At 62.7% G+C, this 14,138-nt stretch carries 15 protein-coding genes; 6 read left to right on the top strand and 9 right to left on the bottom strand.

The window, feature by feature from the left end; translation table 11 throughout:
* Positions 1–51: 51 nt before the first annotated feature.
* The gene (locus tag ACIOVF_RS15725) at positions 52–435 is read right to left on the bottom strand and encodes a PaaI family thioesterase (RefSeq protein ID WP_045201161.1); all 384 of its coding nucleotides are present in this window, start codon (positions 433–435) and stop codon (positions 52–54) included.
* The gene (locus ACIOVF_RS15720) at positions 435–2,753 is read right to left on the bottom strand and encodes a Tex family protein (RefSeq protein WP_401290659.1); all 2,319 of its coding nucleotides are present in this window, start codon (positions 2,751–2,753) and stop codon (positions 435–437) included. The genes ACIOVF_RS15725 and ACIOVF_RS15720 overlap by 1 nt, the downstream gene beginning before the upstream one ends.
* Positions 2,754–2,994: 241 nt before the next feature.
* Here ACIOVF_RS15720 and ompR point away from each other — a divergent pair, with 241 nt between their 5' ends.
* Positions 2,995–3,735 carry a two-component system response regulator OmpR gene (ompR, locus tag ACIOVF_RS15715; RefSeq protein WP_195885264.1) on the top strand — a complete coding sequence of 247 codons (741 nt, stop codon included), beginning with the start codon at positions 2,995–2,997 and terminating at the stop codon, positions 3,733–3,735.
* A 128-nt stretch (positions 3,736–3,863) separates the two neighbouring features.
* Positions 3,864–5,177, top strand: coding sequence for an ATP-binding protein (locus tag ACIOVF_RS15710; RefSeq protein WP_038998193.1), 1,314 nt, complete (start codon positions 3,864–3,866; stop codon positions 5,175–5,177).
* Here ACIOVF_RS15710 and rimK read toward each other — a convergent pair.
* Complete coding sequence (gene rimK, locus ACIOVF_RS15705) at positions 5,174–6,079, bottom strand: 30S ribosomal protein S6--L-glutamate ligase (protein ID WP_010221234.1); 906 nt, start codon at positions 6,077–6,079, stop codon at positions 5,174–5,176. The genes ACIOVF_RS15710 and rimK overlap by 4 nt on opposite strands.
* Positions 6,076–6,492 carry an ATP-dependent zinc protease gene (locus tag ACIOVF_RS15700; protein ID WP_371128664.1) on the bottom strand — a complete coding sequence of 139 codons (417 nt, stop codon included), beginning with the start codon at positions 6,490–6,492 and terminating at the stop codon, positions 6,076–6,078. The genes rimK and ACIOVF_RS15700 overlap by 4 nt, the downstream gene beginning before the upstream one ends.
* 209 nt (positions 6,493–6,701) lie before the next feature.
* Between ACIOVF_RS15700 and ACIOVF_RS15695 the strand changes: the two genes are divergently transcribed.
* Entirely contained in the window at positions 6,702–7,103 is a 402-nt protein-coding gene (locus ACIOVF_RS15695) for an RNA-binding S4 domain-containing protein (RefSeq protein WP_401290654.1), read from the top strand.
* Here the strand turns inward: ACIOVF_RS15695 and ACIOVF_RS15690 are convergent.
* Positions 7,100–7,903: a phosphatase PAP2 family protein gene (locus ACIOVF_RS15690; RefSeq protein ID WP_401290651.1), complete on the bottom strand. Its 804-nt coding sequence runs from the start codon at positions 7,901–7,903 to the stop codon at positions 7,100–7,102. The two genes, ACIOVF_RS15695 and ACIOVF_RS15690, sit on opposite strands and share 4 nt — an antisense overlap.
* A gap of 105 nt (positions 7,904–8,008) precedes the next feature.
* Here ACIOVF_RS15690 and hslO point away from each other — a divergent pair, with 105 nt between their 5' ends.
* On the top strand, positions 8,009–8,911 hold the full coding sequence (gene hslO / locus ACIOVF_RS15685; RefSeq protein ID WP_045201165.1) for an Hsp33 family molecular chaperone HslO: 903 nt from the start codon (positions 8,009–8,011) through the stop codon (positions 8,909–8,911).
* Between the two features lie 179 nt (positions 8,912–9,090).
* The gene (locus ACIOVF_RS15680) at positions 9,091–10,632 is read left to right on the top strand and encodes a phosphoenolpyruvate carboxykinase (protein ID WP_093378388.1); all 1,542 of its coding nucleotides are present in this window, start codon (positions 9,091–9,093) and stop codon (positions 10,630–10,632) included.
* 144 nt (positions 10,633–10,776) lie between these two features.
* Here the strand turns inward: ACIOVF_RS15680 and ACIOVF_RS15675 are convergent, their stop codons facing one another.
* Entirely contained in the window at positions 10,777–11,241 is a 465-nt protein-coding gene (locus tag ACIOVF_RS15675) for a hypothetical protein (protein WP_230090912.1), read from the bottom strand.
* A gap of 103 nt (positions 11,242–11,344) precedes the next feature.
* Here ACIOVF_RS15675 and ACIOVF_RS15670 point away from each other — a divergent pair, with 103 nt between their 5' ends.
* The gene (locus ACIOVF_RS15670; protein ID WP_093378395.1) at positions 11,345–11,773 is read left to right on the top strand and encodes a thioesterase family protein; all 429 of its coding nucleotides are present in this window, start codon (positions 11,345–11,347) and stop codon (positions 11,771–11,773) included.
* Between the two features lie 6 nt (positions 11,774–11,779).
* On the opposite strand, the gene ACIOVF_RS15665 is transcribed toward ACIOVF_RS15670, so the two are convergent.
* From ACIOVF_RS15665 to ACIOVF_RS15655, 3 genes are all read right to left on the bottom strand, one after another.
* Positions 11,780–12,436, bottom strand: coding sequence for a response regulator transcription factor (locus ACIOVF_RS15665; protein ID WP_026001197.1), 657 nt, complete (start codon positions 12,434–12,436; stop codon positions 11,780–11,782).
* Between the two features lie 121 nt (positions 12,437–12,557).
* On the bottom strand, positions 12,558–13,370 hold the full coding sequence (locus tag ACIOVF_RS15660; RefSeq protein ID WP_401290645.1) for a CheR family methyltransferase: 813 nt from the start codon (positions 13,368–13,370) through the stop codon (positions 12,558–12,560).
* Between the two features lie 287 nt (positions 13,371–13,657).
* Entirely contained in the window at positions 13,658–14,137 is a 480-nt protein-coding gene (locus ACIOVF_RS15655) for a glycine zipper domain-containing protein (protein ID WP_176794206.1), read from the bottom strand.
* Position 14,138 lies beyond the last annotated feature (1 nt).

The raw sequence follows: 14,138 nt of genomic DNA, 5'->3' as shown, positions 1-14,138 counted from the left end.
TTCGGCAGCGCCTGCGCTCTGCCGAAAGTACCGCAGTTTGGCCATTTGCGGCTAGAGGACGACGAAAGTCCCCTGTGCTTTTGCCACCAGTTTGTCGCCCTGGAGTACATCGGCGTCGACCACCAGCGTGCGCCGCCCGGCATGCAGCACCCGGGCGATGCACAGCACGTCACCTTCGCTGACCGCGCGCAGGTAGTTGATCTTGCATTCGAGGGTCACGCTCTGCTGGTCGAAACCATGGGAACTGGAGCAGGCCAGGCCCATGGTGGTGTCGACCAGGCTGAAGATTGCCCCGCCATGCAGCTTGCCGCCGCGGTTGCGCAGGTGCGGCTCCAGGGCCATGGCCACCTCGGCAACGCCGTTTTCCAGGCGTTGCAGACGGCAGCCGAGCAACTGGCTGAAGGCGCTGAAGACGACGTCGTCGGGAACCGTCATCACTTCTTCTTCAGCTGCTTGGCGTTGGCGAACAGCGAGGCCATGGCGTTGTTGGCCGGTGCCGGGGTTTCCTTGGCGCGGGCCGGGGCACTCTGTTGGCGCGGGGCCGAGCCCGGGCGGCTGCCACGGGCGCCGTCGATCTTCTCGCCCGGGGTGTCGCTCATGCGCATCGACAGGCCGACGCGTTTGCGCGGGATGTCGACTTCCATGACCTTGACCTTGACCACGTCGCCGGCCTTGACCGCTTCACGCGGGTCCTTGATGAACTTCTCCGACAGCGCCGAGATGTGCACCAGGCCATCCTGGTGTACGCCGATGTCGACGAAGGCACCGAAGTTGGTGACGTTGGTCACCACGCCTTCGAGGATCATCCCCAGTTGCAGGTCCTTGAGGTCTTCGACGCCTTCCTGGAACTCGGCGGTCTTGAACTCCGGGCGTGGGTCGCGGCCGGGTTTGTCCAGTTCCTGGAGGATGTCGGTGACCGTCGGCAGGCCGAAGGTTTCGTCGGTGAACTTCTTCGGGTCCAGGCGCTTGAGGAAGCCGCTGTCGCCGATCAGCGAACGGATGTCACGGTCGGTCTCGGCGGCAATGCGTTGCACCAGCGGGTAGGCTTCCGGGTGCACCGCCGAGGCGTCCAGCGGGTTGTCGCCGTTCATGACGCGCAGAAAGCCTGCGGCCTGTTCGAAGGTTTTTTCGCCCAGGCGGCTGACTTTCTTCAGCGCGGCGCGGGTCTTGAAGGCGCCGTTGGCGTCGCGGTGGGCGACGATGTTCTGTGCCAGGGTGCTGTTGAGGCCGGAGATGCGCGCCAGTAGTGCCACCGACGCGGTGTTGACGTCGACGCCGACGGCGTTCACGCAGTCCTCGACCACCGCATCCAGGCCACGGGCCAGTTTCAACTGCGAGACATCGTGCTGGTACTGGCCGACACCGATGGATTTCGGCTCGATCTTCACCAGTTCCGCCAGCGGGTCTTGCAGGCGGCGGGCGATCGACACAGCGCCACGGATCGACACGTCGAGGTCCGGGAACTCCTTGGCCGCCAGCTCCGAGGCCGAGTACACCGAAGCACCGGCTTCGGAGACCATGACCTTGGTCATTTTCAGGGCTGGATATTTTTTGATCAGTTCGGCGGCGAGCTTGTCGGTTTCGCGGCTGGCGGTGCCGTTACCGATGGCGATCAGCTCGACCGAGTGCTTGGCGCACAGCGCGGCGAGCACGGCGATGGTCTGGTCCCACTGGTTTTTTGGTACGTGCGGGTAGACGGTGGCGGTGTCCAGCAGCTTGCCGGTGGCATCGACCACGGCGACCTTGCAACCGGTGCGCAGGCCCGGGTCCAGGCCCAGGGTGGCGCGCGGGCCGGCCGGGGCGGCCAGCAGCAGGTCGTGCAGGTTATGGGCGAAGACGTTGATCGCCTCGCCTTCGGCGTTGTCGCGCAGCTCGCCGAACAGGTCGGTTTCAAGGTGGCTGTAGAGCTTGACCTTCCAGGTCCAGCGCACCACTTCGGCCAGCCATTTGTCGGCAGGACGGTTCTGATTTTGCAGGCCGAAACGCTCGGCGATCATTATTTCGCACGGGTGCAGGGTGCCCGGCAGTTCTTCGCCGACTTTCAGCGAAGCGGACAGCACGCCTTCGTTGCGGCCGCGGAAAATCGCCAGGGCGCGGTGCGACGGTACGCTCTTGAGCACTTCGTCGTGCTCGAAGTAGTCACGGAACTTCGCCCCTTCCTCTTCCTTGCCGGCCACCAGGCGGGCGCTGAGCACCGATTCCTGCTTGAGAAAGCTGCGCAGCTTGTCGAGCAGGCTGGCGTCTTCGGCAAAGCGCTCCATGAGGATGTACTTGGCACCTTCGAGGGCGGCTTTGACATCGGCCACGCCTTTTTCGGCGTCGACGAAACGCGCGGCTTCGGTTTCAGGGCTCAGTTGCGGGTCGCTCAGCAGGCCGTCGGCCAGCTCGCCGAGGCCGGCTTCCAGGGCGATCTGGCCCTTGGTGCGGCGCTTTTGCTTGTACGGCAGGTACAGGTCTTCGAGGCGGGTCTTGGTGTCGGCCAATTTGATTTCACGGGCCAGTTCCGGGGTCAGCTTGCCTTGCTCTTCGATGCTGGCAAGGATGCTGACACGCCGTTCGTCCAGCTCGCGCAGGTAGCGCAGGCGCTCTTCCAGGTGGCGCAGCTGGGTGTCATCCAGGCTACCGGTGACTTCTTTCCGGTAACGGGCGATAAAAGGCACGGTCGAACCTTCATCAAGTAGAGCCACGGCCGCTTCGACCTGTTGTGGGCGGACACCGAGTTCCTCGGCGATGCGGCTGTTGATGCTGTCCATAAAACCACCTGACAAATTGTGAATACAAAGGCCGCGGGCGGGCGCTGTAGAGCGCTTGTGGTCAATGCGGCGCTGGCTGAAAGCGGCGCATTATACCCAGCGCGTCCGGCTTGCGGTGATAGCAGCAGGCCAGTTGTCGGCCCGGCAATACTGGCACCCGGGGAAAAATCTGCTAACAATGCACACGGCACGGCCATTGATGGCTAAGCCATAATGCGTGCCGAGATTAGAGGAGCTACCCATGAGCAGCACTGCACAAACCGCCGAAGGCGACAAAATTCTCATCGTCGACGATGACCCGGGCCTGAGCAGCCTGCTGGAACGGTTCTTCACCAGCAAGGGTTATCGCGCCCGTGCAGTACCCAATACCGAACAGATGGACCGCCTGCTGGCCCGCGAGGTTTTCAACCTGGTGGTGCTCGACCTGATGCTGCCCGGCGAAGACGGCCTGACCGCCTGCCGCCGCCTGCGCGCCGCCAACAACCAGATCCCGATCATCATGCTCACCGCCAAGGGCGACGAGCTGAGCCGTATCAAGGGCCTGGAGCTGGGTGCCGACGACTACCTGGCCAAGCCGTTCAACCCCGACGAACTAATGGCCCGGGTCAAGGCCGTGCTGCGCCGCCAGGCTCCGGCAGTACCGGGTGCACCGGGCAGCGAGGACGAAACCGTCACCTTCGGCGACTACGCGCTGTCGCTGGCCACCCGCGAACTCAAGCGCGGCGAAGAAGTGCACATGCTCACCACCGGTGAGTTCGCCGTGCTCAAGGCGCTGGTCATGCACGCCCGCGAGCCGCTGACCCGCGACAAGCTGATGAACCTGGCCCGTGGCCGCGAGTGGGACGCCCTCGAGCGCTCCATCGACGTGCAGATCTCGCGCCTGCGCCGGATGATCGAGCCCGACCCGTCCAAGCCGCGTTATATCCAGACCGTCTGGGGCGTTGGTTATGTGTTTGTCCCGGATGGTAATGCCAGCAAGTGATGTTTCGTTTGCAGGAGTAGCTCACCGCCAGCAGGGCAGGCCTTCGGGATTGCCCTGTTTTTGCCTGTGCAGCGCTTTGCAAAGCCTGCGAGCCCCGCTCGTTCCCGCATAGTGTGTAGCCGTTGTCGATGAAAACGCCCCTGTGGTTCCCGCAAAGCTTCTTCGCCCGCACCCTCTGGCTGGTGCTGATCGTCGTGCTGTTCTCCAAGGCCCTGACCCTGGTGTACCTGCTGATGAACGAGGACGTGCTGGTCGACCGCCAATACAGCCATGGCGTGGCCCTGACCCTGCGCGCCTACTGGGCTGCCGATGAGTCCGATCGCGACAAGATCGCCGAGGCGGCGGGGCTGATCCGGGTGGTTGGCTCCGGGGTGCCCGAGGGTGAGCAGCACTGGCCGTACAGCGAAATCTACCAGCGCCAGATGCAGGCCGAACTTGGCGCCGACACCGAGGTGCGCCTGCGTGTACATGCGCCGCCGGCCTTGTGGGTACGGGCGCCGAGCCTGGGCGATGGCTGGCTGAAGGTGCCGCTGTATCCGCATCCGCTGCGTGGGCAGAAGATCTGGAGCGTGCTTGGCTGGTTCCTGGCCATCGGCCTGTTGTCGACCGCCTCGGCGTGGATTTTCGTGCGCCAGCTCAACCAGCCGCTCAAGCGTCTGGTGTTCGCCGCTCGGCAATTGGGCCAGGGGCGCAGCGTGCGCTTGCCGATCAGCGATACGCCGAGCGAAATGACCGAGGTGTACCGTGCCTTCAACCAGATGGCCGAGGATGTCGAACAGGCCGGGCGCGAGCGTGAACTGATGCTCGCCGGGGTCTCCCATGACCTGCGCACACCGCTGACGCGCCTGCGCCTGTCGTTGTCGTTGCTGGCCAACGAAAGCGACCTGACCGACGACATGGTTCGCGATATCGAAGACATGGACGCGATTCTCGACCAGTTTTTGGCGTTCATCCGCGATGGTCGCGATGAGCCGGTCGAAGAGGTCGATTTCAGTGAACTGGTGCGTGAGGTGGTGGCGCCGTTCAACCAGCCCGAGGAACAGGTGCGCCTGTGCCTGGAGCCGATCCCGCCGTTCCCGCTGCGCCGGGTGTCGCTCAAGCGCTTGCTCAACAACCTGATCGGCAATGCCCTGTACCACGCCGGCAAGGGCGTCGAAGTGGCGGCCTATGTGTCTGGCGAGAATGGCGCGCCCTACGTGGTACTGAGCGTGCTCGACCGCGGCGCCGGGATCGACCCGGGCGAGCTGGAGGGCATCTTCAACCCGTTCATCCGCGGCGACCGTGCCCGTAGCGGCAAGGGCACCGGGCTGGGCCTGGCGATCGTCAAGCGGATCGCCGCCCAGCACGGTGGCAACGTGCAGTTGCGCAACCGTTCAGGCGGCGGCCTGGAGGCGCGGGTGCGGCTGCCGCTGGGGCTGATGCTGCCGCGCGACGCTGTTTAGCCTTTGCCCTTGGTGCGGGTCAGGTTCGGCCCGCCGTTCTTCTCCAGGTGTTCGATGATCATCCCGGCGACGTTCTTGCCGGTGGTGACTTCGATGCCTTCCAGGCCAGGCGAGGAGTTCACCTCCATCACCAGCGGGCCGTGATTGGAGCGCAGGATATCCACACCGGCCACGCTCAGGCCCATGACCTTGGCGGCGCGGATGGCGGTCATGCGCTCTTCCGGGGTGATTTTGATCAGGCTGGCGCTGCCGCCGCGGTGCAGGTTGGAGCGAAACTCACCGGGCTTGGCCTGGCGCTTCATCGAGGCGATGACCTTGTCGCCGACCACGAAACAGCGGATGTCGGCGCCACCGGCTTCCTTGATGTATTCCTGGACCATGATGTTCTGCTTCAGGCCCATGAAGGCTTCGATCACCGACTCGGCTGCCTTGGTGGTTTCGCACAACACCACGCCGATGCCCTGGGTGCCTTCGAGCACCTTGATCACCAGCGGCGCGCCATTGACCATCTGGATCAGGTCGGGGATGTCGTCCGGCGAGTGGGCAAAACCGGTGACCGGCAGGCCGATACCCCGGCGCGACAACAGCTGCAGCGAGCGCAGCTTGTCCCGCGAGCGGGCGATGGCCACCGACTCGTTGAGCGGGAACACCCCCATCATTTCGAACTGGCGCAGCACCGCGCAGCCGTAGAAGGTCACCGAAGCGCCGATTCGTGGGATCACCGCGTCGAAGTTTTCCAGCGGCTTGCCGCGGTAGTGGATCTGCGGCTTGTGGCTGGCAATGTTCATATAAGCGCGCAGGGTGTCGATCACAACCACCTCATGGCCTCGTTCGGTACCGGCTTCGACCAGGCGACGAGTGGAATACAGACGCGGGTTTCGCGACAGCACGGCGATCTTCATGCAACACCTGTGGAGGGAGTGATAGTGGCCGGGAATGCCGGCTTGTCCTGAACGTACTTGAGCCCCGGGTTGACCACCAGCTGGCCATGGATCAGGGCTTTGGAACCGAGCAACAGGCGATAGCGCATGGCCTTGCGGCAGGCCAGGGTGAATTCCACCTCCCACACCCGGTCACCCAGCGCCAAAGGCGTGCGGATCACGTAGCGGGTCTGGGCCTGGCCGTTGGAGCTCTTGATGGTTTTCATCGTCACCAGCGGCGCCTCGCAGCGCCGGTGACGCAGTTGTACCACCGAACCCAAATGGGCGTTGAAACGCACCCACTGCTCGCCATCGCGCTCGAAGGGTTCGACTTCGGTGGCGTGCAGGCTCGAGGTGCTGGCGCCGGTGTCGATCTTGGCCCGCAGGCCGGCCAGGCCGAGGTCCGGCAGGGCCACCCACTCGCGCAGGCCGATCACGGTCAAATGGTCAAATGTCTTCAAAATGCTCAACCAGCGTAGTAAGTCGTCAGGCACCAGGGCGGGCATGAACGACAGGTCGGTGAACTGTAAGCACGCCGCGTGTTTTTTGCATCCGCCAGATACGGTAGTACAGTTCCCTTTACGAAAATAAGTGGGGAAATGTCATGGCACAAAAGCCGGAAGAGGATGACAAGGTCCGTCTGGACAAATGGCTATGGGCGGCGCGCTTCTACAAGACCCGGGCGCTGGCCAAGGCGGCCATCGAAAGTGGCAAGGTGCATTGCCGGGGCGAGCGCTGCAAGCCGGGCAAGGAGCCGCGGTTGGGCGATGAGTTCGTCCTGCGTACCGGCTTTGAAGAGCGTACGGTGGTGGTCAAGGCGTTGTCGGTAGTGCGTCGCGGCGCGCCTGAAGCCCAGGCGCTGTACGAGGAAACCGCGCAGAGCATCGCCCGCCGTGAACAGGCTGCGGCGATGCGCAAGGCCGGTGCCCTGGGGGTCAGTACTGATGGCCGGCCCACCAAGAAACAGCGGCGCCAGCTGCATCAGTTGCATGACAGCGCCGGTTAAGCGCGCGGGTTGACCACATTCAGGCGCCCGAGCAGTGGCAGCCGCGCCATGAGCTCGAACAGCGGTGCGCTCAGGCGCATCAGGGTAGCGCTGGCCTTGGCGGCAAACGGGGTATAGCAGCTCCAGCCCAAGGCCAGTACCGCCATCAGCACGCCGCCGATGTAGTCGTCCTGGCCCCAGTGCGCGCCGGCCACCAGGCGTGGCAACATGAACAGCAGCGCCAGAGCCCAGACCAGCAATTGCTGTAGCAGCTTGCGGCTGAACAGGCTCATGAACATCGCCCAGATCAGCAGCACCGAGGCGTGATCGCCAGGGAAGCTCTGGCTGGAGCGGTCCTTGAGTTCCCAGCGTGCTTCAAGTTGCGGGTAGAAATCGCTGAGGTGAATGGCATCGCTGAACACCATCGACGGGCTGTTGTGCTGCCAGCCCATGGCGTTCATCCATTTCGAGAACAGCGCGCGGATCACCAGCAGCAGGACCAGGGTAGAGAAGAAGCCGAAGAAGGCCTGGCGCACCTGACTGGCCTTGAATACCCAGTCGCCACGGATCAGCAGGCTGAGGAGGATCAGGCCGACGACAATATCGAACGGGCGCAGGCTGCCGACGGTCCAGATGTAACGCCAGACGCTATTGTCGGCCAGTGGCCGGTTGAGCAGGTGAAACAGCCATTCGTCGAAAGTCAGGCAGATGATCTGGCCAACAGGCCACAACCAGAAACACAGTAGAGCAACGGGCAAAACCGTGCAGAGAATCAAGGGACCCCAAGCCCACCTTGCTTGGAACAGTGAAGAATTGTCCATAAACTACCTCTTTGCTGCGAACCACGAGTGCACCATTCTGGTGCTCTAGACTGGGCTTTATAGGCCCTTGAAATTATTTTGTCATCATTCAGAAAGCCAAAGCCCATGTCCGATTTGCCAGATACCGACTACACACAACGCTTCCTTTTCGACGACCGCGACGTTCGCGGTGAAATGGTCGGGCTGGAGCGCAGCTACGCCGAAGTGCTGGCCAAGCACCCTTATCCGCAGCCTGTGGCACAGCTGCTCGGCGAGCTGATGGCGGCAGCCGCGCTGCTGGTCGGTACGCTGAAGTTCGATGGCCTGCTGATCCTCCAGGCGCAGTCGAGCGGGCCGGTGCCCCTGCTGGCTATCGAGTGCACCAGCGAGCACGAAATTCGTGGCCTGGCCCGTTATGCGGCCGAGCAGATCAAGGATGATGCAACCCTCGCCGATCTGATGCCTGGCGGCCACCTGGTGCTGACCATCATTCCGGTCAACGGCCAGCGCTACCAGGGCACGGTGGAACTGGACGGCAAGGATCTGTCGGAATGCTTCACCAACTATTTTGTCATGTCCCAGCAGGTCAACACCTGCATCACCCTGGCCGCCGACGGCATTCGTGCCCGTGGTCTGCTGGTGCAGCAGCTGCCGGCCGACCGCCAGAAGGACATCGAGGAACGCGAGGAAAGCTGGAACCACGTCAAGGCGCTGGCCAATACCCTGAAGGCCGAGGAACTGCTGGGCCTGGACAACGAGACTGTGCTGCATCGGCTGTATCACGAGGATGCCGTGCGACTGTTCGATATCCAGCCGCTGCATTTTCGCTGCAGCTGCTCCCGTGAGCGCTCCGGCAATGCCCTGGTGAGCCTGGGCAAGCATGACGCGCTGGAGCTGATCAACGAGCATGGCGGCCAGATCGAAGTCGATTGCCAGTTCTGCAATCAGCGCTACCAATTTGATGCCGCCGATATCGAGCAATTGTTCGCCGGTGGCGGTGTAGACACACCGTCAGATACTCGTCACTAAAACGTTTCACCACAGGTAAATCTCCTGTCTAACGCCGGAAACACGCCGTTCTGACAGGAGGGCCCTACTTTTTTTGGGCGTTTCTGGCATAATCCGGCCACTTTTTTCGCTGTAGTAGTTTTCAAAGCTCTACTACAAAACGTTTGGAGCACTCGGCCGCAGGCCGGATGGGGAATCTCATGACGCAAGCCAACAACACCGTCTACACCGACCTGAGCGTCGATGAGCTGGTAAAAGAAGCGCTGAACCGCGGTGAAGGCGAGCTGGCCGATACTGGCGCGCTGGTCGTGAAAACCGGTCACCGTACCGGTCGTTCGCCGGTGGATCGTTTCATCGTCGAAGAGCCGTCCACTCAGGACGCCATCGCCTGGGGCCCGATCAACCGCAAGTTCCCGGCCGACAAGTTCGATGCCCTGTGGGACCGCGTCGAGGCGTTCAACAACGCCCAGGATCACTTCGTTTCCTACGTTCACGTAGGCGCGGCTGCCGATCACTACCTGCCAGTGAAGATGACCACCCAGACTGCCTGGCAGAACCTGTTCGGTCGTTGCCTGTTCATCAATCCTGAACAGTACAACCCTGCTGGCCGTGATCAGTGGCAAGTGCTCAACGTTGCCAACTTCGAGTGCGTGCCTGAGCGTGACGGCACCAACTCCGATGGTTGCGTGATCCTCAACTTCGCCCAGAAGAAAGTCCTGATCGCCGGCATGCGTTACGCCGGTGAAATGAAAAAGGCCATGTTCTCGGTACAGAACTTCCTGCTGCCGGCTGCCGACGTGCTGCCAATGCACTGCGCTGCCAACATCGGCGAAGAGGGCGATGTGACCCTGTTCTTCGGTCTGTCGGGCACCGGCAAGACCACCCTGTCGGCTGACGAAAGCCGCTACCTGATCGGCGACGACGAGCACGGTTGGGGCGAAGGCGTTGTCTTCAACATCGAAGGTGGCTGCTACGCCAAGTGCATCGACTTGTCCGAGAAGAACGAGCCGGTCATCTGGAAAGCCATCAAGCACGGCGCAGTACTGGAAAACGTCGTCATCGACGATGCCAAGCACGCCGACTACACCGATGTCAGCCTGACCCAGAACAGCCGCGCCGCCTACCCGCTGGAGCACGTTGCCAAGCGTTCCGAGAAGAACCTCGGTGGCGAGCCTAACGCGGTCATCTTCCTGACCTGCGACCTGACCGGCGTGCTGCCGCCAGTGTCGATCCTCAACGAAGAACAAGCGGCCTACCACTTCCTGTCCGGCTACACCGCTCTGGTGGGCTCGACCGAAATGGGTTCGGGCAGCGGCATCAAGTCGACCTTCTCCACCTGCTTCGGCGCGCCGTTCTTCCCGCGTCCGGCTGGCGAATACGCAGAGCTGCTGATCAAGCGTATCCGCGGTTTCGGCTCCAAGGTCTACCTGGTCAACACCGGCTGGACCGGCGGTGGCTACGGTGTGGGCAAGCGCTTCAACATCCCGACCACCCGCGCGGTGATCGCAGCGATCCAGAGCGGCGCCCTGATCGGTAGCGAAACCGAGCACCTGGACACCATCAACCTCGACGTGCCACTGGCCGTACCGGGCGTTGAAACCAACCTGCTCAACCCACGCAACACCTGGGCTGACCAGGCTGCTTACGATGAAGCTGCAAAAGCCCTGGCTGGCCTGTTCATCGAAAACTTCAAGAAGTTCGAAGTGTCCGACGCCATCAAGGCTGCTGGCCCACAGCTGTAAGCTGAAGCCTGCGTAAACAAAAAGCCGCCCTCAGGGGCGGCTTTTTGTTTTCCGGTGCGATTGCCGCTTCCGGGTTGTCGGCTGCAATGTGGTCCATGATCAGTTCGCGGTCGCTCAGTGCCATGGCTCGCCACACCAGTCTCATCAATGCGAACGAGCTTTCAGCGCTGCGCGGCGCTCGGCGAACAAGCGGCGAGCTTCATCATCCTCGATTGACGGAGTAGTGTCCTGCAGGCTGGCTTCGACTTGTGCGCTGAACCAGGTTTCGTAGGCCGCCGCTTCATGTGCTGTTTTAAGGGCCTGGGCACGATCAGGTCTTTGATAGGTCTGGAGTGTCTCGGGGTCGTAGCTGGAAGTGTCGACCTTGAAGTAGTCAATGCCTAGCGCCTGGAGATAGCTCACCAGCGTCTCGAGTTTTTTGAACAACCGGACATTGCCACTGCGTTGTGCAGTGAGTATGTGCTCCTGGTCCCTGGCGGAGACTTGAACAGCCCAGCCCCCCGCTTGCGCGACTACATGCGTGGTGTTGATGCAGCCAATCTCGACCATCTTGCTGAGTTCGGCATGGTCCATGTTATGAGTTGGCATGGGTGAATGTCTCTGCTTCATAAGGTCGATCCATGCTATGCAATCTATAGTTGATTGCAACTATAGGGCTTCTGAAGTGTTTGTGGGAAGCTTCGCACTCTTCCACAAGTGTCTCAGGTCCCTCATGTCCGAACTCCCACAACGCCAAGCCTTCCGCCATCTGCACCCGATCCTCAGCCGCTGGCAGGACAGCGACCTCAATGGTCATATCGCCGGTGCCACGGTTTACGCCTACTTCGACACTGCGATCCAGGCGTACCTGCTGCAACAGGCCGGGCTGGATTTGCAGGAAGGCGAGGTGGCCGGGTTCGTGGTCAGTTCGGCGGCGGATTTTTTCGCCTTGCCGGCCTTCCCCGACACCCTTGAAGTCGGCCTGCGGGTGGCACGCCTGGCGGGCAGTTCGGTGGAGTACCAGTTGGCGTTGTTCCGGGTCGAGGACGGGCAGCCTTGCGCGGCCGGCAAGGTGGTGCAGGTGTTCGTCGAGCGCGAGTCAGGGCGGCCGGCGCAGTTGCCGGCCACGCTGCAGGCGGCACTGGAGCGCTTGCAAGGCTGAGACCGCTCAATCGTTGAGGCGGATGATGCCTTCGCGTACGGCAAACAGCACCAGGCCGGGTACATCGTGAATCTGCAGGCGATGCATGATCTGCGAGCGGTGCGCCTCGATAGTCTTCACGCTCAGGCCGAGGCCGTCGGCAATCGAGCGGGTCGACTCGCCGCGGGCAATCAAGCGCAGGATTTCCAGCTGGCGCGCAGTCAACTGCATCGTGGTGCTGCCGCTGGGACGCTTGCGGCTGTGCTTCACCGCCTGGCCAATGACCATCGGCAGCACCGCTGACGACAGGTACTGGCCGCCGTTTTTCAGCGCCTGCAGGGCTTGCTCCAGCTCCAGTACGGTGGCGCTCTTGAGCAGAAACCCGTGAGCACCCAGCTGCAGGCAACGCATGACGAAGTCCAGCTCCGAGCGCGACGAGAGCATCAATACATGGCTTGAGGGCACGCGCAAAAACAGCTCACGCAGGATCTGCTCGCTGTCGAGGGTGTCGGCGGTCATGTCCAGCAGGATGATGTCGGGCTTGAGCTTCTCGGCCAGGGCGACAGCGGTCATGCCGTCGCCTGCGTCACCGACTACGGCGTATTGTTTTTTTTGTTCGAGCAGCGCTCGCAGGCCCGCTCGAAAGAGCGGCGAGTCATCGGCAAGTAGTATTCGGCAAAGCATGGGTTCGAGCCTGTTTCGCAAAAGAAGAGGGGCGGCAGGTTTGCTCGGTCCGGATGAGCGCTGCCGCGCGGTGGCGCGATCAGTATCGGGGGCCTGCCGCAGGTCCCGACAGCGCCGGCCATCATAGGCGTTCGAACACCGAGGGCAGGATCGGCCGCAAGGGCAGGTCGAGGCCGTGGATGCTTTCGCTATGCCCGATCAGCAGCAGGCCACCCGGGCGCAGGCAGGCCAGCAGGCGATGAACCACGCGCTGCTTCTCATCCTGACTGAAATAGGTCAGCAAATTGCGCAGAAAAATCACATCGAACAGGCCCAGGTCGGTGGGCAGCGACTGGATCAGGTTGATCGGGCGAAACCGCAGGCGCTCGCGCAGGGACGCCACCATGCGCATGCGCCCGGCCATTTCGCCGACGCCGCACAAGCAGTAGCGTTGCAGCCAGCCTTCGGGAAAGTAACGGGCCTGGGCGACGTCATAGATGCCTTCGCCTGCCTGCTCGAGCAGGTTGCGGCTGACGTCGCTGGCCAGCACGCTCCAGTCGTCGTTCACGGCGTGTTCGTTGGCGACCATGGCCAGGCTGTAGGCTTCTTCGCCAGAGGCGCAGGCAGCGCTCCAGAGCCTTAACGGGCGGGGCATGTCGCGCAGCCACTGGGCGAGGAATTCGAAATGGCGATGTTCGCGGAAGAAGTAGCTGTCGCGGGCAACCAGCAGGTCGAGCACCCGCTGTTGTTCCTGCTGCTGATCAGGCTGTTCGACCAGATGCAGGTACTGTTCGAAGGAGGCCAGTTGCAGGTGCCGCAGGCGCTTTCCCAGGCGCGCTGCCACGGCGGCGCGGCGGTCGGCGGCGAGGAACACGCCGGTGCGCTGGCTGACCAGGGTGCGAAAGCGCAGGAACTGGGCTTCGCTCAGTAACGGAGGGCGGCTGCCGGCAGGCATCTCACACCCCTCGTGCACAGGGCAATCGGGCCGTCTTTGCGTGATAGCTGCGCATTCCCTGCGTCCATTGGCTGATTGGGAACGGCCGATGATAGCTACTGGCTATAACCGCCAGAATCGGGGTTGCCCCTAGGTCACAGGTGGCTGGCAAGCAGAAGGGAATTCAGGGCCTGCCGGGACTGGCCGGAAGATCGGCCTGCAGGGCTTGATCGGTAACGCGCGGGGTGATGCAGCGATCCCTGCCCATGGGGGCAGGGACTAGGAGTTTGGCTTAAGCCCGAAAGGCTTCAGCGGTGACGCCAGTGCTTTTTGTGCTTGCGGTGGCCGTAGTGGTGGCCACGGTCGTAGTAACGACGGTCGTCGTAGCCGCGACGGTAGCGACGGTCATCGCGCTCGTCTTCATCGGCCTTGTTGCCCATGTAGTTACCCAGCGCGCCGCCGGCACCACCGCCTGCGGCCGCACCGATATAGCTACCGGTGGTGCCGCCCATGCTGCGGCCGACCACGTTGCCGCCGGCTGCGCCCAGGGCACCACCGATTGCGGCTTCACCGCGCTGGCGCTTGTCGGCACCGACCGCACTGCCGGCTGCGCCGCCCAGGCCCGCACCGATTGCACCGCCGGTGCTGCCGCCGATCGACTGACCGACCACCGAGCCCAGTACCCCACCCAATGCGCCGCCAATACCGGCTTCGGTGGTGCCACCTGCCGAGGCAACGCCGCTGAGCAGGCCAAGAGACAACAACAGAATCGAGGAGTACTTCATCAAG

It is taken from the genome of Pseudomonas sp. NPDC087612, assembly GCF_044743505.1.
GTDB lineage: Bacteria > Pseudomonadota > Gammaproteobacteria > Pseudomonadales > Pseudomonadaceae > Aquipseudomonas.
The sequence above is the reverse complement of the archived record's forward strand: the minus strand, read 5'-3'. Positions and strand labels throughout refer to the sequence as shown.